This is a genomic window from Brevibacillus parabrevis (assembly GCF_003710905.1).
Classification (GTDB): domain Bacteria; phylum Bacillota; class Bacilli; order Brevibacillales; family Brevibacillaceae; genus Brevibacillus; species Brevibacillus parabrevis.
Map to the genome: position 1 here is coordinate 620,021 of NZ_RHHV01000005.1, position 23,624 is coordinate 643,644.

Consider the following 23,624-nt stretch of genomic DNA (forward strand, 5'->3'; position numbering starts at 1 on the left):
GGCTGATAGATTCGCAATAAGACAGCACTTGTGGTATCGTTTAGGATGGAAAACGTAAAAACGAGAAGGACGGTTACATACATGAAGGCGCATAACGTTTTGATCATATGCTACATTTTTCCTCCCATCGGGGGCGGAGGGGTGCCGCGGCCGCTGAAAATGGCCAAATATTTGGGGGAGTTCGGCTGGAACGTGCACGTGCTTACCGTCGATCCGACTTACCATGCAACGCTTGATCCAACGCTTTTGACCCAGCTTCCGGCTGACGTCAGCATTCATCGGGCGAAAGAGTGGAAGCTGTTGCCGGGCAGAGGACAAGCTGCTGCGGCAAGCGGGAGCGGCTCGACTGCCGTGGCAAACACCGGCGCGCGTCCATCGTTGAAAGCGCAGGTCAAAAAGCAGATCGTGAACGTCCTGAAAAAGGTCAAGCCGTACTTGTTGATCCCGGACGATCAAATTCTTTGGCTGCCCAATGCGCTCAAGCTCGGGCGGGAAATCATGCGTCAGGAAAAAATCGACGTGATTTTCTCCACCTCCGGGCCTGTTACCAACCATCTGATTGCCGAAAAGCTTGCCGACGAATTTGGCTGCAAATGGGTGGCAGACTTCCGCGATCCGTGGACGCAAAACATGCACACTTCGGGTATTCCGTGGCGCGAACGTCTGGAAGAGCGGATGGAAGCGCGAGTAATGGCAAAAGCGGATGCGATTACGACGGTAACGGCGACTTTTGCCGAAAACTTCCGCAAGAAGCACCAGGAGCGAATCAAGCGGATGGAGCTGATCTACAACGGCTTCGATCAGGGCGATTTCCAAGGGCTTGCTCCAAGTCACGCGGCTCCCGGCAAATTCCACGCTGTCTATGCGGGCATTTTGTATCAAAAGCGCAATCCGCGGCTGCTCTTGCAAGCAATCCGCGAGCTGATCGACGAAGGCAAGGTGGACAGGCAAGAGCTGATGCTCAGCTTTGCAGGCGTGTTTGACTATCCCGGCTATTCGGAGAACCGGGACTGCGTGAAGGCGCTCGAACTGGGCGACATCGTGCGCGTCTTGGGAAATTTGCCGCACAAGGAAGCGCTCGGATTGATGAAAAGCGCCGACGCCCTTTTGCTGATCGGGGATGTGTCGAGTGATGCCGGGGCGTACATCCCGGGCAAGCTCTACGAGTACATGGGCATCGGCAATCCGATACTCGCCTTGAACAAGGCGGGAGAGGCGACGGAGATTATCGAGAATTTCCGTCTCGGCCAAGTAGCCGATCCGGAACAGAAGGATGCGATCAAAGAAGCTTATTGGAAGCTGTATCGGGAATGGAAGGAAAACAGCAGTCAGGCAAAAGGCGAGGCAGAGCGCGGAGCGGACTTTGCCGAGCGAGTCAAGCCGTACGAGCGCCGCGAGCAGGCAAGACAGTTGGCCGACCTGATGAATGAGCTGCTGACCAGATAACGTTGACCCCATGCCCCGGGAGCCAGGAACAGGCTGCGGGGCTATTTTTCATTCTGGGACAAAAACGAGGTGGAACGTGAATACATCTTTGCTTAGTTTGCGGGCGTACAATTTCTTTTACTTTTCCTTGCTGTCGATTTTTATTTCGTTTTTACCAGTTTACTTGAGCTTTCGCGGTGTTACGCCGGCACAAATCGGCGTGTTGATTGGAGCAGGCTCCTTTATCGGCATTTTGTCGCAGCCGTTTTGGGGGATGGTCAGCGACCGGACGAAAACGATCAAGCGGGTCATTCTCGTCACGCTGGGCTTATCCATCGTTTCAGGAATTGCGTTGTTTACGACGACTCCGTTTTTCGCGTTGTTTTTGCTCGTAGGCGCCATGTATTTTTTCCTGTTGCCGACCGATCCTTTGACAGAGAGTCTCAACTATCGGATGGCTGAGCAGCATCGCACAAGCTTTGGCTCCATTCGCACATTTGGCGCAGTCGGCTACGCTACAGCGTCTTTGTTCATCGGCTGGACGCTCGACCGATTGGGGATGGAACAGCTTGTCTGGCTGTTTGTCGGCTACGGCGTGCTTGCCTATTTGTGCGCGTTGGCGATGAAGGATGCTCCGGCGAGCAGCAAACCGTTGTCCTGGCCGGAGCTAAAGCGATTTTTCCTCTATCCGAAGACGCAGCGATTCTTTCTCCTCGTGCTGATCGCAGCGACTCCGCACCGGACGAATGACAGCTTTCTCGGCGTGTACGTGCAAAGCTTGGGAGGCACGACCGGAGATGTCGGGCAGGCGTGGTTTTTGGCAGCGGTGAGCGAAGTGGCGTTTTTCGCGATCAGTGCGCGGATTTTGGCCCGCTGGAGCGAAATCAGGCTGATTATGCTCGCATCGGCGCTGTACGCCATTCGCTACGTGCTGTGTGCGCTGGCTCCTTCACCGGAATGGGTGGTCTACTTGCAACTGACGCAAGGCGTCACGTTCGTCATTTTTTACACCGCGACGATTCAATACTTGTACAAAATCATCCCGGAAGAATGGAGAGCGACCGGACAAACCGTATTGGCCGTTTTGTTTTTCGGCATATCGGGCATCATCGGTTCGCTGCTGGGCGGCTGGCTGTTTCAGCAAAGCGGGGGCGCTGCGCTTTATTGGGCGATGGGCATATGCTCGGCAGTTGCCTTCGTCTACAGCCTGATGCTGGCAAGCTCGAAAAGCTCAGTGGGTGGTGCGGGAATGTAAACGAAAGAGCCTGCCGCGAAATTTCTTCGCAGCAGGCTCTTTTTCTGTGCCAAACGCTTCGTTGTTTTGGCTAAAAGCGGACGTGGCCGCAAGTGGTCATGGGCCTTTAGCCGTTTGACGGGAGCCGGGCTTTCTAGTAGAGCAAGTATTTCTCCACTTCTTCCGGTTCCTTGATGTTGATGCCGCCTGTATCGCCGTACTTGTACAGGTTGAACTTCACTTGCTGGTCCATCGTCCCGGCTTCCGGCAACGGCAGGATGATCCACGTCTCGTACTGATGAATCAGCCGGTCTTCCTTGCCGAACCAGAATGTCGCTTTGATGGTCGATTCTTTCAAAATGTATTCGAGGTCAGGGCGATCGCCGACCAGCTTTTTCAGCGGCTCAAACAGCGGGCTTTGACTTTTCGCCAGCCACTCGGCACCAGTCATTTTGACTTGGAACGGCACGGAGACGACGCCAATCGCTTTTTCATCCGGAAGCTGCACAGCCCGATCCATGAAAGGCAGCCAGTCCTCGAAGCCTTTCAGTACGTCAAATTCCAGCGGCTCGTCCGGAGCAGTCACCCAGTAGTCGTTGGAACGGATGTAGCGTTTGTCGCCGATCCGGTAGTACGTGTACGGCTGTGCCGCGATGCGCGTGCCGACATTGTAGCCTTTGTCGGTGAGGACGGCTCCGTCGAACATGCTTGTCGTGGAGCGGGAGAGAATCCGGTTGATTACGTATCCTTTGTACCAGAAAGCTTGCGCGTCTTTTTCCGTTTTTCCTTTTTCCAAAGCGGTTTTCAGCCATTCTGCGGCCGATTCGGTCTGCGCGGTCGTCGTCTGCTCAGGCTTCGTATCGAAGTTGGTAGTGGTAAAAGCTTTCGTTCCCGACTCGTACGTGCAACCGCCGAGCATGGAAGCCGTGCAGATGGCAGCGAGCAATGCCCATGCTTTTGTGCGTTTACGCATGGCGACCCCTCCTTACAACCCCGTATACGAGCAGACCGGCAAACAGGGCGATGGTCAACGCGAATACCGGAATGTTGTGCTGCTTGAACACGAGAATGCGATGCGAATTTTCCAGCGAAGCGACGATCTCGTTTTGCTTGTCGCCGTCGATATCTCCGATCTGGACGTTGATCAGCGGCAAGTAAATGCGCCAGTTTTCCTTCAAGCCCTCTGGCGTATAGTCGTAGCCGGAGAGATAGCGTGCATCGGTCGTGCTGATCCAGCTGCGCGCTTTGGCGACGATCTCGGGCGTCTGGTCGGTGCCGACCGCAGCGAAGTTGGAGAAGCGGAAGCTCTTGTCCTTTTCGTCGCTGGCCCAGAGAATGTCCCAGGTGCCATCCGCTTTCGGTTTCAAAATGTACGAAGGTCTGCCAGCTACGAGCAGCTCGTCCACCTTGTCGTGGTCGATGTCAGCCGGAATGAACTCTCCGGTGGCAAGCTCGGCCTGCTTGCGGGTCAATTGATAAGCTTCGGTGAGTGTGCCGTCCGGCTCAACAGCCAGCACGCTCAAATGCTCGCCAATGACGATCAGCCCTTCACGGCCATCAGGCAAGTTCATGGTGGTCAGCAACTTGGTTGCTTTGGTAGAGCCGCCAAATGGCTTGCCTTCGTATGTGCCTGTCAGCATGCCGTTTGTAATATGCAAGTCTTTGAATTTGCTTCCCAGCTCATGGCGCACGTCCATGCTGCCTTTGTTTGTCTCAAGCATGTTGGCGATGTTGTTCAGATCGAGCACAAAAGCGCGGTGTGCCGTCGTACCGGCTTGCATCATGGCTTCCGAGTATGGCTGTCTCTGCACGTTTGGAACGAGCTTGTCGTCTTTCATCGTGTAATACGGGAAGCCAGGGTAGTCTGTTGGCAAGTTTTCCTTGATCCGCTCCATCGTTTCGGCTGGAATCTGGTCGTTTTTCATCCGGACTATTTGGCCGTCTTTCCAGGACATCACATAGAGCGACACAGGTTCCGCCTGCAAATGGCGCAGCTTTTCCGCCATTGCTTTTTTCTCTTCTTCTGTTTCCGGCTTCTCGACCTTTTCCGGCAGCGGTAGTTCTTCGGCATTGCCGTAGGTGACAATCTCCATTTTTCCGTCGCCATCGACGTCGTACAAGGTCATCGGGAAGTAGTCTACCCAGTCGCCGTTGTACATCCGGCTTGATTCGTACTGAACGGTAAAGTGGCTGAGTGCCGGCAACGTGTAGCGGTTGAACGTGACATTGGCCAGCACCGCGATCAGGACGAGCGGAGCGACAGCGCGCCAGCTCAAACGGCCGTACCATTTGACGAGCAGGGCAATCACGATGATGGCGACAGCGCCGCCAATGAGCAGAGCAGCCGTCGTTTTCACGTCGACGCGGGTCAAGGCGCGGTCCAGCAGCAAAAAGCCGACGGTGAACACAAGCACCTGTCGCCGCTCCGATGGGTGAATCACGTAGTAGCAAAACGCGAGCAGCGGCAAGAAAATCAGCAAAGCGATCCAGCTCAGGTCAAGGAACGCAGGCTTGACGAGCAGATGGTAAATCAAAAACAGGGCAATGGCGTACAGCGCCCAGCTTATTGTAGAGAGAATAGGATTGCGGCGCATGGGTTCACCACCTTTTGTTTTGTGTTTGGTCGACGTACAAAGCGCAGAGGAAGCCGCCAAACAGCCAGAAATAGAGGGCCATGAACGGCACCTCGAAAATGTTTTCCACGAGGTTGTGCGTCGCGACCGCAATCAACCCGCCAAACAGGCCAAGCACTGTGAAAAAGTGCGGCGATCCGATCAGCTTGCGAATCAGTCCCGCTCCGTATTTCAGCATGGAGACGACCAGACCGATCCAGAGGATGATGCCGATCAGACCGTACTCAGCCAAGCTTTTGAAGAAATAGCTGTCGGAGTAAATCGTGCCAAAATGTCGGGAGGCTACTGCCCCGCCGTGATGGCCGAGACCGACTCCGAACAGCGGCTCGATGCGCATTTTGTCATACGCTTCGCCCCAGCGGCCTACACGGCCTCCCTGGCTGCTCGACTCGAAGTATTCAGGTGTGAACAGCGTGAAAATCCGGTTTTTGATCGTTCCAACCATCGGAACGGACTCCGGCACGAAAAACAGAGCGACAAGCCCGATGACACCTGCAAGCACCAGATAGCCTGCAATTCGTTTGTTCCATATGTAGAAGCAGATGAACATCGCAAACGCAAGCGCAAACCAGGCTCCACGCGATCCGGTCAAAAGCAGCGCGGCAAGTGTCGCCAGAGTGACGACGGCCCACAGCCCTTTTTTCCACAGCCCCTTCGACTGGACGAACAGTCCGGCCGCTACTGGTACGATCAAAGCCATGTAGCTGCCCAACACGTTTGGACTGGTTACGAACGAAAAGGCGCGAGTCGTAATGGCTTCGCCTTCCTGTACCCATGATTCGGGCGTTTTGACGCCGAGGGCGACCTGCATGACGCCGACGAGCGCGGCCAAAAAGCCGATCAGGGCGAGAACCTTCATAAATTTGTCCAGGTCTTCAACGGACTTCAACAAATAAAAGCCCATCAAAAAGGCGATGATGTACTGGTAGACAGAGCGGAATCCTTCCACGCTGGCTTCCCAGTTCGCCATGTCCGTTACCATCAAGGCAAGGCCGAGGACGAAGAAGGCGCTGAGCAAATGTTTGATTCCAGGCATCGTCCGGTTCGTTTGCAAAAAAGCGCCGAACGTAAACACCATCAAGATGATGAGCAACGCTTCATCCCAAAAAGACGAAACGACTGGAATCGGTAGAATCTTTCGCAAGACATAGTCGATTACCGGATAGGCCAACAGCAGATACAACCACGTGGTTGATTGGCTTCCCCACTTCACAACGGTTTCTCTCATTTTGTTTGTAGTCCTCCTACAGGCAGGGATTAACCTACCCATTATAATGAATCTGGCAACCTGCAAGCAAGCTGGCGGGAAAGAGGTTGGTAGGAAAGCTAGAAATAAGATATGATAACAGGTGTGTTTGAGCTGGAGCGATTCGCAAAAGCTCTATGAAATTTTCACGAACGAAAAACAGGCTGTGCCCGATTGCTGTCTATGCGACGGACACCATTGTTTTGAACGAGGGATAGGAGAATTGGGTCATGAGTTTGTTGAGAATTGCCTCCATGATCGTCGTGCTGACGCTCGTGGGAAGGCTGCTGGGATTTTTTCGCAGCGTATACGTCTCCAACCTGTACGGCACAGGGATGGAGGCAGATGCGTTTAACATCGCAGCGACGATCCCTTTGACGCTGTTTCTGGTTGTACCCGGCGCAGTCAATGCCGTGCTGATTCCGACGATGCGCGGTTTGCTTGAAAAGAAAGAGCCGACCAGCGAGCTGTACCACAAAATGCTCGCGATCATTCTGGGAATATTCACACTGCTGGCGCTGTTGGGTGTCGCTTTCTCCCATCAGTTGGCAGCGATGTTCGGCCTGTCAGGGGAAAAGCTGGAACTGACAGCCGAGATGCTTCAGTGGATGTGGCCTTCCGCCATTTTTATCGGCTTGACTGGATTGTGGTCGAGCTTGTGCAATGCGCACCAGCATTTTTTCACGCCGACTTTGGGCACGGTAGCGAACGGAGCCTTGGTCATCATCGGGATGTACATTCTCGTTCCGATCTACGGGTCAGTTGGCCTGGCGATTGCGACAAGCATCGGTTATTTGGCGGCGATGCTGACGATGCTGCCTACCTTGCGCAGCTTTGGCTACACGCATCGGGTGTCGCTTGCCTGGAGAGAGGATGCCTCGTTAAAAGGGATGGGCGAGCGCGTCATTCCGATTTTGATTGGCGCCGTAGTGGCACAGGCGACGACATTTATGGAAAGAGGCTTTGCGGAAGGGGTAGGGACAGGCGTAGTCTCCGCGCTTGCCAATGCGAATCAGATCGTGCAGATGCCGATGGCGATTTTTGTAGGCGCGTTTACTTTGCCGCTGTTCCCGCTGTTGGCGAGTCACGTCAAACGCGGCGAGATGGCCGAGATGAAGCAAATCTTGCAAAAAGGACTTGCCTATCTGTTCATATTGCTCGTGCCCGTCACGGTTGGTCTTGCCTTGTACGCAGAGCCGGTCGTCCGCCTCGCTTTTGAGCGGGGAGCTTTTGACGAGCATTCTGTCGCACTGACTGCCTGGGCCTTGCCGTTTTACGGGCTGGGGCTGTATTTCCTGGCAGCCCGCGATTTGCTGACTCGCGCCTTTTACGCGCTGGAAAACACGAAGACACCCGTCATCATCGGGGCTATCGGAATCGGCGTATACGTGCTGGCCAACTGGCTGTTGATTCCGTTGCTCGGACACGGCGGGATTGCGCTGGCAAATGCCGTGTCGGCCATCTGCCAGGCGCTGCTCCTGTTTCTGTTGCTTTGGCGAGCCGTGGGCAGTCCGGTGCGGGCGAGCTTTCTTGCCACCGCAGGGAAGACACTTTTGGCCTGCGCGATCATGGGTGCCGCGATTGTGCTCGTCGATCCGTGGCTGTCGCTTTTGTCCGTCTGGCTGTATTTGCCGATCGGAATTGGCGGCGGAGCTTTGATTTATGTGCTCGTGATGGCTGTCCTGCGCGAACCGCTCGTATCGGAGCTGCTGCAAAAAGTGCGGAAGCGTTCTACTCCGGCGGCAGGGCGCTCGTAAGCGGGCATTCCCGGATGGCGTAGCGAACTTTGCCTGAGCTGCTCGGCGGGATGTGTTCCACGTACGAGACTTGTACGCTCACCTCGCCGAGCGCCGAGCGAATCCCTGCGAGCAGTCTTGCTTCGTCGGCTGGCAGGAAGCGTTCCGGCTCTTTCACAAGTCGGAGGCTTAGCCGCTGCGGCTCGTGCTGCACGATTTGAAACGTGCGGAAGCTGTCCAGATTGCGGACGATATGGTTGAAGTAGTGGCCGTGAACATATTGGCCGTTTTGCGAAATAAACATGTCGTCTTCCCGGCCGTCGATCGTTTCCAACAGCGGAAACGACACAGGGCACGGGCATGATTTTCCGGAGAGCGCGACGACATCGCCCAACTGGTAGCGCAATCGCGGCATGGACGTGTTGTGCAGGCCTGTGACGAGCAAGGCGCCGGGAACTCCGGGGAACACAGGAATCCGTGTGAGCGGGTCGACGACTTCCAAATAGCTGTTTTCAGAAAAAGCGTGCATGTTGCCAGCCTGGCATTGGTACGCGATAATGCCGCCATCCCGTGCGCCGTATTCGTTGACGACAGGAGCGGCAAAGGCAGCCTCCAGCGCGCGGCGCTGGTGCTCGTGCAGACTTTCTGCGGTAGACACGACAGCTTTCAGCGGAATCCCTAACGTCACACCTCTGGCCAGCATCATTTGCGAGAGTGTGTACAAGGCGGAAGCGTAACCGTACAAATAAGCGGGACGAAAGCGGCGGATCAGCTTGAGCTGGGTATCGAGCCTGCGTTCATCCAGCTCGTAGGCGGAGAGCAGCAGCCGATTTTTCAGCCAGCGCTCCTTGAAGCGATACGTCCGCGCCTGCTGTTGATTCAACTCCAGCGGAGATCCCCAGAGCATGACACACGGATCGCCGATACGGATGCCGTGCCAGGACAGGCCGAGCCAACGGGCCGCTTCGTAGCGCTCGACCGTGGGGCGATCGAGGTAGAAGCGGGTCGGTTCTCCCGTGGAGCCGCCTGTGCGATTGGCGATCAGCTTGTCAGGGCGGATGTTTTTGCTCAAATATTGCTCGGCATTGCGGCGAAAATGCGTCTTGTCGAGGATCGGCAGCTTTTGCACAAACCGTTCAGGCGCTTCCCGGTACTCGCGCCACGTGCTGCGGTATGGCTCGTAAGCCGCGACGTTGTGGACAGCGTGGTCCAGCAGTTTGACAAGCTTCTCGCGCTGCCGCCATTCTAGCATGTCCTTGGACAAGTGCTGGGCGAGCTTTAGCTCCTGCATGTATGGACGCGTGCGGTTTTCTTTTACTACCTCCATCAAAGGCCACTGTACTTGGCGAATCCAAAATCCTGTTACAGCCATCCTTTTCCTCCTGCTCTTCCCATCAGACGATTCGAAGAAGTCAATGGAATCTGTTTTTCACCAGTATTCCAGCCAAATTCCATCCATATACCTGTTTGCTGGATGGAGGAATTGATAGTAGGATAGAGAGTGGGTTTATGGCGATTGCAAGTTTCCAAGTCAAAGTGACGCAAAAAAGGAGTTACCCAATGTTGAAAAAAAGTCATTTTCTCGCAGGGGCGCTGATCTTGGCCATCGCGGGAATTTTGTCAAAAGTAATCGGGATGTTTTACCGGATTCCTCTCCAGGAAATTGTGGGGGATAACGGTCTTGGGCTTTACCAGGAAGTATATCCGCTCTACCTGACCTTTCTGATCCTGGCGACGGCGGGCGTGCCCGTCGCGTTGTCGCGAGTCATTGCCGAAGCGCTTGCGGAGGGCAAGCAAGGCTCTGTCGGGCAAATTTTGGCCCGCAGCATGGTGATGATGGGCGGAATCGGGATCGTCTTGTTCGCGCTGCTGTATGCCAGCTCGCCGCTGATCGCGAAGCTGATGGGAAATCCGCATCTGATCGAGCCGATTCGCGCCATCTCGCTATCTCTGCTGTTCGTACCGCTGATTGCCGTGATTCGCGGCTTCTTTTACGGACATCAAAAGATGCTGTACGTCGGTCTGTCGCAGATTGTGGAGCAGACGCTCCGGGTGATCTTCATTCTCGTAGCGTCCCTGTACCTTGTCCGCTTGGGCGAGGACACGGATACGGTGATCACCGGAGTCAATTTCGGGACGATGATCAGCACGTTCCTCAGCCTCGGTTTTCTGGCGCTGCTCATGTGGCTGCATAACCGGAAAAACTCCGTGTTCACGAACGCGGAGTGGGGGCGTCTGGACTGGTGGTACGACCGCGCGTTTTTCGGCTCGATGTGGCGCATTGCCTGGCCGATTTGCGTGAGCGCCCTCGTCATTCCGATTTTCAGCCTGACGGATTCGTTTTTGGCGATCAATATTTTTCGCTACATCTGGAATGTCGACGGATTGACGGCAGATACGTGGTTTGGCATTTACAGCCGTGGCGGCCCGCTTTTGCAAATGGCCAGCCTGTTCGGCTCATCGATCGCGCTGTCCATCGTTCCGGCGATTGCGGAAGCGAAGCGGCAAAAAGACACGGAGCGGGTTACGACCTTGACCAAGCTGTCGCTGCGCTTTGCCTGGCTGATCGGCTTGCCGGCAGGTCTGGGGCTTACTGCTGTGGCGGAAGGGGCCAATCTGGCCTTGTACGGGGATATGGAAGGGACGCGGGCGATGGCGATTCTCGGCATCAGCGCGATCCCGCTCTCGCTGCTCCTGGCGACAAACGGCATCTTGCAAGGGATCGGCAAGGAGAAAATTCCGGCTCGCCACCTGCTGTACGGTGTGATCGTCAAAGTCGCGGCTACGCTCGTCTTCACGTCCTTGTTCGGCATGGATGGACTGTCTTTGTCCTGGCTGTGCGCGACCGCCTTCGTCTGCATTCTCAACATGCGCGTCATCGCGAAGCTTGTACAGGTTCCGATCCATTGGCGCTTCGATACGATCTATCCGCTTCTGGTCGCCAACCTGATGCTGCTGCTTGCCTGGGGTACGACCGAAGCTGTCGGGCTGCTGCTCGCCGGCAAGGAAAAAGTGCGCCTGCTCGGGGCAATCGAAACGGTAGGGGGAGTTGGCGTTGGGCTGGTCGTCTATCTGGGACTGCTGCTGCTCATCCCGCTCATCGAGGACAAGGAGCTGGACTGGCTGCCGGGTGGTGGCAAGCTGCGCGCTTTTATCAATCTCATACGCAAAAAGCAGCCGTCCTCCAAAGCGCAATAGGACAGGCTGACACGAAAAAACCCCTTTCTCCGCTCAGGAGGAAGGGGTTTTTTGATACACACAGACGACCATTTTTACGAAAAACTCGCGGAAACCGGGCACGTTCGCCAAGCCTTTGAGCTGGTTGCGCAACGGAATCTCGCGTTCGTAGACAGCGGGCTGTGTCACGCCTTTTTGGATGTTGCGAAAACGCTTGATCGTCATCCGGTTGATGTAGGAAATCGTATCGCTTCCGTCCGGGCGCTTGTCGAAGCGGAACGAGATGCGGTCAGAACCGTCTGGCAAGTCACGCACCAGCTTTTTGTACGCGTCGATCAGCGCTTGCTCGGAGAAGAGGGCGTGCACCCAAGGAATCCCGATGGCGTCTGACAAATGAGCGCCGTACGGATGGTAGTAAGGCGGAAAGTTGATGTACAGATGGCCGCCCGGCTTGAGCACGCGGAAGCATTCTTCCAGCGTCTTTTCCGGCTCGCCAACGTGCTCCATCGCATCGTTCATAATGATCGTGTCAAAGGTGTTGTCCGCAAAGTCCATTCGCGCGGCGTCGCCTGTCATGAAAGATACGACGTCCGCCAGCCCTTTTTCTTTGGCAAAGGCATTGCCTTCCTCTGCATAGTGCGGGACGATGTCGATGCCGATCATCTTTTTCGGGCCAAAAGTGGCGTAGTAACAGGTCTTGCCCCCGCCGCCGCAGCCGATATCCAGCACGGTCTTGCCTGTGAACATTTGCTCCTGGGAGTGGAAGGGGAGGAAAAACTGAATCGTTTGATCCCCTTTTTGAAATTGCCACTCGGTATAGCTCATTTCCCCGTCATTCGCCAAATTGAAGGGATGGACGGGGAGCGGGAATAGTCGGTTTAATCCAAGCAATACTTGTGAAGAAAAGGACATGGCTTCGTCCTCCTTTCCTGTCAGCCTTATGTGCGCAGCGCCTGGAGCACCAGCTCGCTGCTTTTGGCCGCTTCAATTGCCAGCACGCGGGAATGCTCCGTTACGAGATCAATCTCGGCAGCAAGTCCGTCGATTTTTTCCGCGAGCAGCGCAAGCAGCTGTGCTTCGTCGAGCTCGGTAATGTGTCCGGCGTTCGGCATCCCGGCGCGCTCGACAAAGCGGTCGATTTTCGGATCGTACGAAATGCCGATAAAAGGAATGCGCAGCATGCAAGCGAGAATAAGCGAGTGGAGCCGCATGCCGACGACGTAGTCGCACTGTTTTAAAACAGACATGATATCGTGAAAAGTAACGGGCGCATCGAGAAGACGTGCTCCTGGCTGGGTCATCTGTTCCATGATCTCCTTGGACGGAGCCAAGTCGCTGGGAACGTGCATCGGCAGAAACAGGACATTCCAGCCGCGCAAGACAAACCAGTCCGCCGCTTTGGCGATGGTTTGCTTGAACGCTTGCTCCTGCTTCCAGTCGCGCACAGAGATCGCCACCAAAGGCTTGTCCGGATCAGCGAACAAACCGTGGAGCAGTTCTTTTCCACGCGCATCCGAAATATCTTCGGGAGATATCGTCAGGGCGGGATCAGCTGTGACGTGAATCGGCGCTTTTTTGACGCCGCAAGCTTTGAAGTCTTCTCCCGATTCGTAATCTCGCACGGTAATGACATCGACATGATTCACTACCCGCTTGATAACCTGGCGACTGAGCGGTTTGAGAATGGGTCCGAACCCTTGAGCGTAAAAGACCACGGGCTTGCGGAGTAGCTTGGCGATGGTGACGATGCCCAAATAGTAGAGAACACTGCGCGGACTGGTAACGTCCTGCATCAGCGTCCCTCCGCCCATCACTAGCATGTCGCTTCGCGAAAGCTCACGGACGATGGTTCCAAAGCTCCAGCGGTCATAAGCTTCAATCCCGAACAGTTCCGCAGTCCGATCAGGCTGGTTCGACAGAACGGCGAGAGAGATATTTGGTTGTTCCCGCTTAAGAGAGCTGATGATGCCGTAGAGGACCACATCGTCTCCGGCATTGTTGAAGCCGTAGTACCCGGAGATGAGAATTCGCGACATGGAGTGAACCTTCTTTCTATATCAAACGTACAGGAAAAATACATCCTCAAGTATAATCGAGTAAACAAGGGGAAGTAAAGCGACCCCGGAACAAAACTTGGTGCCAAAGCTTTTCGCGATAGACCTTGGGCTAGCAGGTTTTCATAGGGTATAATGAAAACACTTCACGAATCAGGAACGCTCGCCCTATGAGAACATGTAGAGGAAACCCATGGCGAACATGCCGATTCCGAGTACGATCAAGGCAATCATCACGCCGAGCATTCCTTTGTTTTTTCGACGTCGGTAAAAAAATTCGTCAAACATGGCAAGCCTCCCTGAAGCAAAATAGTCCATTCTATTATCATACCATGTTCCCTGGCTAACTTGCCAACAGCAGATGAAAAGGCTGACGGCAAACCCGGGAACGAACAAGCCAAATGGCCATGCAGCGCAACAACCTGGAAGGAGAAAGATTCATCATGGAGAGCATGTGGTTAAAATACACCTTGTTGGTAGAGCAAGCGACAGAGGATTTGTTTGTGGCGGAAGTGTTGGGCAGCCCGTACACGCTCGGCTGGGTCGAGCCGCAAATCGAGATTTTGACGACAGAAAACGGTTATGATTACGCGGAAAATACCGAAGGTCCTGTCGTTGCCTATTTGTTTGAGCCCATGCAAGATTCCGAAGAAGAACATGTTTCCCGGCTCAGAGCGTACATCTCGCGCTGGGACGGTCAGGTGAGCCTCAAGGAAATCGAGCAGGTCGCGGAAGAAAACGAATCGTGGAAAGAGGAGTTTCGCGAGGTGCAAATCGGTGAATGGTGGGTGGCTCCTACGTGGACAGACCCGCAATTGCTGAAGGACGCCAAGCATGTCCTCTGGATCGATCCGGGTGCGGCGTTTGGCACAGGCTACCACGGAACGACGCAAGATATTCTTTTGCTTTTGCAAGAGATGGATGTGACGGGCAAAACCGTTTTTGATATCGGAGCAGGCTCGGGCATTTTGTCGCTGTTCAGTGCCTTGAACGGAGCGAAGTATCCGATCTGGGCGATTGATATCAACCCGCAAAGCGAGTATCAGGTAAAAGTCAATACAGCGAACAATCATCTGCCGGAAGAAGCCGTTCAGGTGGTCATCGGAGACGCAAGCGAACAAGAAGTCGCAGCCAGGCTCCCCGCGCAAGCCGATCTGATTCTCGTCAATATCGGTGGAGATGAAAATGTCTCGATCCTCCCGCTGATTCGCGAACGGATCGCTGCGGATGGTCAAGTCATTCTCTCCGGAATCGTTGACTGGAATCGCGAAGCCGTCCTGTCCGCTTTTGAAGCGGCCGGTTTTCAAGCCGAAGCAGAACGGCATTCGGAGGAGTGGGTGACGATTTTGTTGAAAAATACGGCTGTGAACCATTCTGTAACTACTGTGTGAGAACATACAAACAATACCGATCAGTGGAGGGGAAAACAAAATGGAGCATGTCGTGATTGCTGCCGCCGGACGTACGCCAATTGGCACGTTTGGGGGTGTACTGAAAGATGTAAGCGCTCGCAAGCTGGCTGAACTGTCGATCCGTGCCGTTATGGCCAGAGCAGGGCTCGAAGCATCGCAGATCGACGAAGTCATTTTGGGCAATTGCATACAGCGCACAGATGAACCGAACATCGCCAGAGTGGCGGCAATTGACGCCGGACTAGGCAAGGAAGTGACAGGCTTTACCGTACAGCGGCAATGCGCGTCAGGCATGCAGGCGATCGCCAGCGGCGCCTCGCAAATTTTGCTGGGCGAAAATGAAGTGGTGATTGCAGGCGGTACCGAGAGCATGAGCAACGCTCCGTATGTCCTGAAAAATGCGAGATGGGGCCGCAGACTTATGCACGGCGAGATGACGGATGCCATGTGGGAGCTGTTGACAGACCCGCACCACCAAATTTTGATGGGAGAGACGGCCGAACGTCTGGCTGACCTGTACAAGATCAGTCGCGAGGAGCAGGACGAAATCGCCATGCGCAGCCAGCACAATGCGATTCACGCGATCGACAACGGGCTGTTTGCCGAGGAGATCATCGGTGTGCCGATTGCCAAGCGCACGGGCGAGATCATCGTCACCGAAGACGAATTTCCGAGAAGAGGCGTCACGATGGAAAGCCTGGGCAAACTGAAGCCGGGCTTCCGCGAAGCTGGCACGGTGACCGCGGGCAACGCTTCCGGGCTGAACGACGGAGCTTCTGCCGTCGTGCTCATGAGCGAAACGAAGGCGAAGCAGTTGGGAATCGAACCGCTGGGCAGAATCGTCTCGTGGGCGACAGCGGGCGTGGAGCCTGATCTGATGGGGTACGGCCCTGTTCCTGCTGTGAAAAAGGCTTTGGCAAAAGCCAATCTGACCATGGCCGATATGGAGCTGATCGAGGTGAACGAAGCATTCGCGGCTCAATACCTCGCTGTCGAAAAGCTTCTGGAGCTGCCGCGCGAGATCACGAATGTAAACGGCAGCGGAATTTCGCTCGGTCATCCGGTCGGTTCAACCGGTTGTCGGATTGTTGTGACTTTGCTGCACGAAATGAAGCGCCGCCAGCTCAAGCGCGGACTCGCTACACTGTGCGTCGGTGGCGGCATGGGCATGGCGATGATCCTCGAAAGAGTGTAGAACTGGCAAACTGCTTTTCGCGCGCAGCAAACTGTGAGCATGTTTAAATCAAGCCTCCCCGGTTAAAAATGGAAAGCAAGCCCCACTTGTGTCTGCACGCAAGAAGGTGGCGGCTGTGCTTGCAAAGGGGGAGGCTTTTTCATGGCATTTTTTTCATTTTTGAAGCAATACAAAAAACAGATCGCTTTGCATTTCTTTTCCTTTCTGTTGGCCGGGGCATTGTTCGCCATCGGTTACAGTGCCTATCAATACAAACAGATGACCGAAAAATGGTACGCGCCACTCGGCGGACAGACGACGGGCGGTGCGAAGCAAGCAACTGCCTCGCTGCCACCGCCCCGCGATCTGCTGACCGGAACCGAGCCGTTGAAGCCGTTCGTGGTCATGCTGCTCGGCGTGGACAGTCGCGACGGCGAGAGCGCCCGTTCTGACACGATGATGCTCGCTGCTGTCCATCCGGCGAAGCAATCCGTCTACCTCATTTCCATCCCGAGGGACAGCTACATGGAACTGCCGGGAAAAGGCCATGACAAAGTCAATCACGCCATGGCTTTCGGCGGCCCCAAGCTGGTCAAGGAGTCGCTGGAAAACTTTTTGGACATCAAGATCGATCGCTATGTATCCGTAGACTTTGAAGGCTTCCGCAAAATTGTCGACGAGCTTGGCGGCGTCTCCGTTCAAGTCCAAAAGCGGATGAAATACAGCGACCCTACGGACGACACTTACATCGACCTGATGCCGGGCTTGCAGGTGCTTTCCGGCGAACAGGCGCTGGACTACGCCCGCTATCGCAAGAGCGACCTGGGAAAAGAGGACAGCGACTACCAGAGGATTAACCGCCAGCAGGAGATTTTGGCTGCTCTGGCGCAAAAGGGAGCATCGGCACAGATGTACTCCAAGGCGTTTACTTTGATGGAAATTTTGGGACAGCACGTGAAAACCGATTTTACTGACCAGGAGATCGCTTCCCTGTTGCTTAGCTACAGCGATGGGACACCGAACAAAATCAAGACAGATACGCTGGTCGGGCAGGACGAACGAATCTGGCACAACGGAATCGTCGGCTGGTACCATCTCGTTCCGACTGCGGAGCGGGAGCGCGTCCGCAAGCAAATGCAGGCCGCCTTGCAGCCATGACCCGTGACATACGCAGCGAAAACAAACGCAGGAAGACGCACTCCGCATGAGCAGGGGCGCGTCTTTTTTGCGAGGAGACGTTTTTAATTGGAAAATTGATTATTTTTCGAATACAATAGCGATAAGGAAGAGATTATGAATGTCGATCATAGGGGAGGGGCAAGGCCATTTAAGGGATGGAGGGAATGACCATGTCAAATGCCAAGCCTTGGATTGCCAATTACCCGTCCGAAACTGCACCGTCACTGGACTACCCCCGTATTCCGTTGACGCAATTTCTCGTGCAGTCGGCTGCGTCGTACCCAGACAACAATGCGATCTACTTCATGGGAAAAACCATATCGTACCGGGAGCTTTTGGAGCTGTCCTACCGTTTCGCCAACGCGTTGGTAGAGCGCGGCGTGCAAAAAGGCGAACGCGTGGCGATCATGCTGCCCAACACCCCCCAGGCTGTAATCAGTTACTATGGCGTGCTGTTCGCAGGAGCAACCGTGGTGATGACGAATCCGCTCTACACCGAGCGGGAGCTGATTCATCAACTGGAAGATTCCGGCGCACAGACCATCATCACGTTGGATTTGCTGTACAAACGCGTCGCGCAGGTTCGCTCATCGACTCCACTCAAGCGCATTTTCGTTACAAGTATTGGCGATTTCCTTCCCTTGCTGAAAAAATGGCTGTATCCACTGGTTCAAAAGAAACAAGGGCACAATCCGCAGGTTACATACGGTGCCGATGTGGAACCGTTTCTTTCCGTCATAAAAGAAAACGCTGTCAAACCTGTCCAGGTGCCCGTCGATCCGGACAAGGACATTGCCTTGCTCCAGTACACGGGAGGCACTACCGGAGTGGCAAAAGGCGTGATGCTGACTCATGCCAACCTCATCGCCAACGCGATCCAGTGCCAGGCTGTCCTTTACAAGCTGAAAAAAGGCGGCGAGCGAATTTTGGGCGTGCTCCCGCTGTTTCACGTCTACGGCATGACGACCGTGATGAACAAAGGAATCTGTATTGCCGCCGAAATCATTCTCGTGCCCAAATTCGAGGTCAAACAAATTTTCGAGATGATCGACAAGCGCAAGCCGACTTTGTTCCCCGGGGCACCGACGATGTACATTGCGCTGATCAATCACCCTGACTTGAAAAACCACGACCTGTCTTCGATCGACGCGTGCGTCAGCGGCTCGGCGCCGTTGCCGATCGAGGTCAAACTCAAGTTTGAGGAGCTGACAGGAGGCAAGCTGGTGGAAGGCTACGGCCTGACCGAAGCTTCGCCGGTGACGCATTCCAATCCGATCTGGGAAAAGAGCATCACAGGCAGCATCGGCATGCCTTGGCCGGATACCGACTGCCGCATCATCGACACGGCTACAGGAGAAGAGCTGCCACAGGGCGAGATCGGGGAGCTGGCGGTAAAAGGGCCGCAGGTCATGCTCGGCTACTGGAACCGGCCGGAAGACACTGCCGCCGTCCTGAAAGATGGCTGGCTCTTGACAGGCGACGTCGGGTACATGGACGAGAACGGCTATTTTTACATCGTCGACCGCAAAAAAGACATGATCATCGCGGGCGGCTTCAACATTTATCCGCGTGAAGTGGAAGAAGTGCTGTTCGAGCATCCGGCGATTCAGGAAGCGGCGGTGATCGGCGTGCCCGACCCGTATCGCGGCGAGACAGTCAAAGCGTTTATCGTCTTCAAGGACGGAAAGCAGGCGAGCGAGGAAGAATTGGAAGCGCATTGCCGCCAGAAGCTTGCCGCCTACAAAATTCCGCGCAAGTACGAAGTTCGCACAGAGCTGCCGAAAACGATGGTCGGAAAAGTGTTGCGCAGGCAGCTGCAAGAAGAAGACAAAGCGCGTCGGGAAACACAAGAAGAGATCAAAACAAGCTGACGAAAGACAGGGTCAAGCGGTGCGCATCCTGAGAGGGAAGCGGCCGTTTTTGTGGGGTGAAAAGGGACAAGCATTCGTTGCTCTTCGACGCGCGGCACTTGCGATTGACACCGTCAGGTTCGTGTATTAAACTATTTTTATGAATGAATAATCATTCATTTCAGGATTTTTTTATCATCACTGCGAGTAAAGATGGAGGTTATTATGGCAAAGAAAACGGGGGAAAAGTATCAAGCCATTATTGATGCTGCTGTACGGGTAATCGCCAAACAAGGCTATTACAGCGCCCAGGTATCGAAGATTGCAAAAGAGGCGAAGGTAGCAGACGGCACCATATACCTCTATTTTGAAAACAAGGATGATATCCTGATTTCCTTGTTCAACGAAAAGATGGGACAATTTGTGGACGAAAACCGCAAGCGAATCTCGGAAGCGACGACGATTGAACAAAAATTGTACGTCCTCGTGCATGCGCATCTGAGCCAACTGGCGAAAGACCAGGAGCTGGCAAAGGTGACGCAAATTGAACTGCGCCAAGCCAATCCGTTCATCAACGAAGGCATCGGCAAAGTGATGAAGCAATATTTCAATCTGATTGAGGAAGTCATCCAGGAAGGGATGGAGCAAGGAGTATTCCGCCCCGATCTGGAGGTCAGAATGACACGCAAAATGATTTTCGGCACGCTGGATGAAGTGACGACTTCCTGGGTCATGAAGCAGTGCAAGTACGACCTTGTCTCTCATGTTGATTCCATTCATAACCTCTTCCTGTTTGGTATGAAGGGAAAAGAATGAAAGAAAAGCTTTTTTTGTGTGAGAACGTTTGTTACAATGGAAACAGCAAGACTGAGCGTTCGTTCAGAAAGCATAAATAGCCTGTTTGTTCATATGGATAGATGTTTGGGGGGAGAGGAATGGATTCGCATTGGAATGTGGAAATCGCTGATCGGGTCGCTACCGTCACGATCAGCAACCCGCCAGCTAACGCATTGGGCAAAGCGGTGCTCGATGAATTGAGTGAACTTTTGGACCAGTTGGAAAACAACGCAGACGTCAAAGCGATTGTTTTGACTGGCGAAGGGCGCTTTTTCATTGCGGGAGCGGATATCAAAGAGTTTACCCAATTGGCCCCTGCCGAGGCGGAAGCGATGGCCAGAAGTGGTCAAGCGTTGTTCGATCGACTGGAGACATTCCCTAAGCCCATTATCGCCGCCATCAACGGCGCTTGCCTGGGTGGCGGACTGGAACTTGCGATGGCTTGCCATATACGCTTTGCCGCCGTGGAAGCAAAGCTCGGCCTGCCGGAGCTGAACCTGGGGCTGATCCCCGGCTACGGAGGAACGCAGCGTTTGCCGCGACTGGTCGGCAGAGGAAAAGCGACCCAGATGATTCTCACCTCCGAGATGATTGGCGGCGAGGAAGCTTTGCGCATCGGGCTTGTGGAAGCGGTTTATCCGGCGGAGATTTTGCTGGATGAAGTGAAAAAGCTGACTCAGGCGATCGTGCAAAAAAGCGCTGTTACGCTCAAGCTCGCCCTGCAATCGGTTCACAATACGGTGCAAGTCGGTTTGGCGGAAGGCTTGGAACAGGAAGCGAAAAAATTCGGGGAAGCTTTTGCTTCAGAAGATATGAAAGAAGGCGTTGCAGCCTTTTTGGAAAAGCGCAAACCGCAGTTTGCAGACAAGTAATCACATGCAGCAGCGGCATCACCAGTACGAGGAACGATTAAGGAGGAGGCATCCTGATGAAAATCGTGGTTGTGTTGAAGCAGACGTTTGACACAGAAGAAAAAATCGTGATCCAAAACGGGCAAATTTCCGAGGATGGCGTGGAAGTCATCATCAATCCTTACGACGAGTATGCGGTAGAGGAAGCAATCAAGCTCAAAGAGGAACATGGCGGCGAAGTGACGGTGATCAGCGTAGGTCCTGACCGTGTGGAAAGCTCTTTGCGCACCGCTTTGGCGATGGGCGCGGACAAAGCTGTCCTGGTGGATGACGAGTCTTTGTTTGGCGACGAATATACAACCGCTAAGGTGCTTGCTGCGGTTGCGAACAAAATCGGCTATGACATCATCATCGGCGGGCAAATGGCGGTTGACTCCGGCGCAGGCCAAGGCGGACCTCGCCTCGCGGAAGAGCTGGGAATCAACCACGTCTCCACTGCTGTGAAGCTGGAAGTGGACGGCACCACCGTTCGTGTTGAGCGCGATGTGGAAGGCGATCTCGAAGTGGTGGAAACCAGCTTGCCTGTGTTGATTACGGCTCAGCAAGGGCTGAACGAGCCGCGCTATCCTTCTCTCCCGGGGATCATGAAAGCGAAGAAAAAGCCGTTGGATCGACTCGGTGCAGACGATTTGGGACTGACAGCCGAAGCGGTGCAGGCCAAGACGCAAATTGTCGACCAGACGCTGCCTCCGAAAAAGCAGGCTGGCCGTATTCTCTCTGGCGATTTGGCGGCCCAAACGTCGGAATTGGTGCAACTGTTGCGCAATGAAGCGAAAGTGATCTAAGCGAGAGGGAGAGGATATCCATGAAAAAAGTTCTTGTACTTACAGAAGTACGTGACGGACAACTTCGCAATGTGTCGCTGGAAGCGTTGGCCGCAGCGCAAGTATTGGCCGAAGGTGGCGAAATCGTTGCAGGCGTATTCGGGGCAGATGCTGCTTCCCATGCGCAAGTATTGGCGCAGCATGGAGCGAGCACAGTTTATACAGCGGATCACCAGGCACTGGTTCAGTACACACCTGACGCTTATGCGCAGGCACTTGTCCAGCTGATCGAGCTTGCCTCTCCTGATGCGATCGTGCTGGGCCACACGGCAATCGGCCGCGATGTTGCTCCTCGCGTAGCGGCGAAGCTCGGCTACGGCCTCGTATCTGACGTAACAAGCCTGGAAGCAGGACCTGTGTTCGTTCGTCCGATTTACGCCGGAAAAGCGTTCCAACAACGCAAATTTGTGGACGGCAAAATTTTTATCACGATCCGTCCAAACAATATCGCAATCGGTACGCCGGACGCGTCCAAAACGGCTGTTGTCGTTCCGGTTGATCTGGAAATCAAAGACTTGCGTACGATCGTGAAAGAAGTCGTACGAAAAACGAGCGGAAAAGTGGACTTGTCCGAAGCGAAAGTCGTCATCTCCGGCGGGCGCGGCGTGAAGAGCGCGGAAGGCTTCCAGCCGCTGTACGATTTGGCTGAGGTGCTGGGAGCGGCTGTAGGGGCATCCCGTGGCGCTTGCGACGCCGACTACTGCGACTACTCCATGCAGATCGGGCAAACCGGAAAAGTCGTCACACCTGACCTGTATATCGCGTGCGGAATTTCCGGGGCGATCCAGCACTTGGCCGGGATGTCCAGCTCCAAAGTGATCGTTGCGATCAACAAAGACCCGGAAGCACCTATTTTCCAAGTGGCCGATTACGGCATCGTGGGCGACCTGTTCGAAGTGCTCCCGCTGCTGACTGCCGAGTTCAAAAAAGTGTTGGTGTAAGGCGAAAGAAACAATTGTCACACATGGAAGCGTCCCACTCCCGGGGCGCTTTTTTTGTTCCAAACCCTTACCTTATTCTGTTCTCGGTTGTTATAATAAATGAATAGGAGAGGTGAGCGTCATGAGTGAAGAGCTGTTGCAACAACTGGTTCACATGGTGGCGGAGAACAATCGGCTCATCAAAGACGTGCAGCAGGAGCTGCGGGAGTTCAAGGCTGAGATGTATGAGTTCAAAACGGAGATGTACGCATTTCGCGACGAGATGTACGAGTTCCGCGATGATGCTACCCAGCGCCTGGAGCGTCTGGAGCGGCAAGACAAGCTGATCGAAGCTGACATCGGTTTGATGCACAAAAAGGTGAGCGACCATGAACGGGAGATCAACCGTATCAAGCAAGTCGGTCAATAAATCGAATGGTCAACAATAAGGGAGCGACACTCTGGATAGACTATAGCGTGAAGTGCGCACAAAGTGCGGGGCGCCGTAGTCATTTTTGTTTTTGGATGATATACTGTAGGAGCGTCTGAACCCTTTTTTTAGTAATTGACTTTTCGAGGAGGTAACTTTCCATGGCAATCGTAAATGCAACTGACCAAAACTTTTCCCAGGAAGTAGAGCAAGGCGGTACTGTCCTGGTTGACTTCTGGGCTCCTTGGTGCGGCCCTTGCAAAATGATCGCTCCTGTCCTGGAGCAAATCGACGGAGAAGTGGGCTCCAAGCTCAAAATCGTCAAAGTAAACGTTGACGACAACCCGGATTCCGCAGGCCGTTTTGGCGTTATGTCCATCCCGACCTTGATCGTCTTCAAAGATGGTCAGCCTGTAGACAAAGTGATCGGCTTCCAACCAAAAGAAGCCCTCATGGCAACCGTAGGCAAACACCTGTAAGCATAAACGACCAGACAGCATGAGAAGCGGCGCTCCAATGCCGCTTTTCTCATGTCTGCACGGATGCTGTCTTTTTGCTTCCTTATAATAGAAAGCGTTTTCA

At 54.3% G+C, this 23,624-nt stretch carries 20 protein-coding genes; 14 read left to right on the top strand and 6 right to left on the bottom strand.

Features of this window, described 5'->3' with window-relative positions; translation table 11 throughout:
• Nucleotides 1-81: 81 nt before the first annotated feature.
• Both EDM60_RS06225 and EDM60_RS06230 read left to right on the top strand, forming a co-directional pair.
• Entirely contained in the window at nt 82-1,446 is a 1,365-nt protein-coding gene (locus EDM60_RS06225; protein WP_122963166.1) for a glycosyltransferase family 4 protein, read from the top strand.
• A 76-nt stretch (nt 1,447-1,522) separates the two neighbouring features.
• Nucleotides 1,523-2,680 (top strand): MFS transporter, encoded by a 1,158-nt coding sequence (locus EDM60_RS06230; RefSeq protein ID WP_122963167.1) that lies wholly within the window; start codon nt 1,523-1,525, stop codon nt 2,678-2,680.
• A gap of 133 nt (nt 2,681-2,813) precedes the next feature.
• On the opposite strand, the gene EDM60_RS06235 is transcribed toward EDM60_RS06230, so the two are convergent.
• The 3 genes from EDM60_RS06235 to EDM60_RS06245 are packed head-to-tail and all read right to left on the bottom strand — an operon-like array spanning nt 2,814 to nt 6,520.
• A complete protein-coding gene (locus tag EDM60_RS06235; RefSeq protein WP_122963168.1) occupies nt 2,814-3,632 on the bottom strand; it encodes a hypothetical protein in 819 nt (272 codons plus the stop codon).
• Nucleotides 3,625-5,253 carry a hypothetical protein gene (locus EDM60_RS06240; RefSeq protein ID WP_122963169.1) on the bottom strand — a complete coding sequence of 543 codons (1,629 nt, stop codon included), beginning with the start codon at nt 5,251-5,253 and terminating at the stop codon, nt 3,625-3,627. Before EDM60_RS06240 ends, EDM60_RS06235 begins: the two co-directional genes overlap by 8 nt.
• 4 nt (nt 5,254-5,257) lie before the next feature.
• Nucleotides 5,258-6,520: an O-antigen ligase family protein gene (locus tag EDM60_RS06245; protein ID WP_122963170.1), complete on the bottom strand. Its 1,263-nt coding sequence runs from the start codon at nt 6,518-6,520 to the stop codon at nt 5,258-5,260.
• A 248-nt stretch (nt 6,521-6,768) separates the two neighbouring features.
• Here EDM60_RS06245 and murJ point away from each other — a divergent pair, with 248 nt between their 5' ends.
• Complete coding sequence (gene murJ, locus EDM60_RS06250; protein ID WP_122963171.1) at nt 6,769-8,295, top strand: murein biosynthesis integral membrane protein MurJ; 1,527 nt, start codon at nt 6,769-6,771, stop codon at nt 8,293-8,295.
• On the opposite strand, the gene EDM60_RS06255 is transcribed toward murJ, so the two are convergent.
• A complete protein-coding gene (locus EDM60_RS06255) occupies nt 8,270-9,646 on the bottom strand; it encodes a phenylacetate--CoA ligase family protein (RefSeq protein ID WP_122963172.1) in 1,377 nt (458 codons plus the stop codon). The genes murJ and EDM60_RS06255 overlap by 26 nt on opposite strands.
• 188 nt (nt 9,647-9,834) lie before the next feature.
• Between EDM60_RS06255 and EDM60_RS06260 the strand changes: the two genes are divergently transcribed.
• Nucleotides 9,835-11,472 (top strand): polysaccharide biosynthesis protein, encoded by a 1,638-nt coding sequence (locus tag EDM60_RS06260; protein WP_122963173.1) that lies wholly within the window; start codon nt 9,835-9,837, stop codon nt 11,470-11,472.
• Nucleotides 11,473-11,505: 33 nt separating this feature from the next.
• On the opposite strand, the gene EDM60_RS06265 is transcribed toward EDM60_RS06260, so the two are convergent.
• On the bottom strand, nt 11,506-12,363 hold the full coding sequence (locus EDM60_RS06265) for a class I SAM-dependent methyltransferase (protein WP_122963174.1): 858 nt from the start codon (nt 12,361-12,363) through the stop codon (nt 11,506-11,508).
• A 26-nt stretch (nt 12,364-12,389) separates the two neighbouring features.
• Nucleotides 12,390-13,487 (bottom strand): polysaccharide pyruvyl transferase CsaB, encoded by a 1,098-nt coding sequence (csaB, locus tag EDM60_RS06270; RefSeq protein ID WP_122963175.1) that lies wholly within the window; start codon nt 13,485-13,487, stop codon nt 12,390-12,392.
• 461 nt (nt 13,488-13,948) lie between these two features.
• On the opposite strand from csaB, the gene EDM60_RS06275 reads away from it, so the two are divergent.
• The 10 genes from EDM60_RS06275 to trxA all read left to right on the top strand — a co-directional run bounded on the left by EDM60_RS06275 (nt 13,949) and on the right by trxA (nt 23,521).
• Nucleotides 13,949-14,896 carry a 50S ribosomal protein L11 methyltransferase gene (locus tag EDM60_RS06275; RefSeq protein ID WP_122963266.1) on the top strand — a complete coding sequence of 316 codons (948 nt, stop codon included), beginning with the start codon at nt 13,949-13,951 and terminating at the stop codon, nt 14,894-14,896.
• Between the two features lie 40 nt (nt 14,897-14,936).
• Complete coding sequence (locus EDM60_RS06280) at nt 14,937-16,112, top strand: thiolase family protein (RefSeq protein WP_122963176.1); 1,176 nt, start codon at nt 14,937-14,939, stop codon at nt 16,110-16,112.
• 141 nt (nt 16,113-16,253) lie between these two features.
• Nucleotides 16,254-17,249 carry an LCP family protein gene (locus tag EDM60_RS06285; RefSeq protein ID WP_122963177.1) on the top strand — a complete coding sequence of 332 codons (996 nt, stop codon included), beginning with the start codon at nt 16,254-16,256 and terminating at the stop codon, nt 17,247-17,249.
• A 191-nt stretch (nt 17,250-17,440) separates the two neighbouring features.
• Nucleotides 17,441-19,141 (top strand): AMP-binding protein, encoded by a 1,701-nt coding sequence (locus tag EDM60_RS06290; RefSeq protein WP_122963178.1) that lies wholly within the window; start codon nt 17,441-17,443, stop codon nt 19,139-19,141.
• Between the two features lie 204 nt (nt 19,142-19,345).
• Nucleotides 19,346-19,936 (top strand): TetR/AcrR family transcriptional regulator, encoded by a 591-nt coding sequence (locus EDM60_RS06295; RefSeq protein WP_122963179.1) that lies wholly within the window; start codon nt 19,346-19,348, stop codon nt 19,934-19,936.
• A 119-nt stretch (nt 19,937-20,055) separates the two neighbouring features.
• Nucleotides 20,056-20,829, top strand: coding sequence for an enoyl-CoA hydratase (locus EDM60_RS06300; protein ID WP_122963180.1), 774 nt, complete (start codon nt 20,056-20,058; stop codon nt 20,827-20,829).
• A 56-nt stretch (nt 20,830-20,885) separates the two neighbouring features.
• A complete protein-coding gene (locus tag EDM60_RS06305; RefSeq protein WP_063227201.1) occupies nt 20,886-21,653 on the top strand; it encodes an electron transfer flavoprotein subunit beta/FixA family protein in 768 nt (255 codons plus the stop codon).
• Between the two features lie 20 nt (nt 21,654-21,673).
• Nucleotides 21,674-22,633, top strand: a complete 960-nt coding sequence (locus tag EDM60_RS06310) for an electron transfer flavoprotein subunit alpha/FixB family protein (RefSeq protein ID WP_063227200.1) — start codon at nt 21,674-21,676, stop codon at nt 22,631-22,633.
• 121 nt (nt 22,634-22,754) lie between these two features.
• Nucleotides 22,755-23,042 (top strand): hypothetical protein, encoded by a 288-nt coding sequence (locus tag EDM60_RS06315; protein WP_122963181.1) that lies wholly within the window; start codon nt 22,755-22,757, stop codon nt 23,040-23,042.
• 161 nt (nt 23,043-23,203) lie between these two features.
• Entirely contained in the window at nt 23,204-23,521 is a 318-nt protein-coding gene (trxA, locus tag EDM60_RS06320; RefSeq protein ID WP_063227198.1) for a thioredoxin, read from the top strand.
• Nucleotides 23,522-23,624 lie beyond the last annotated feature (103 nt).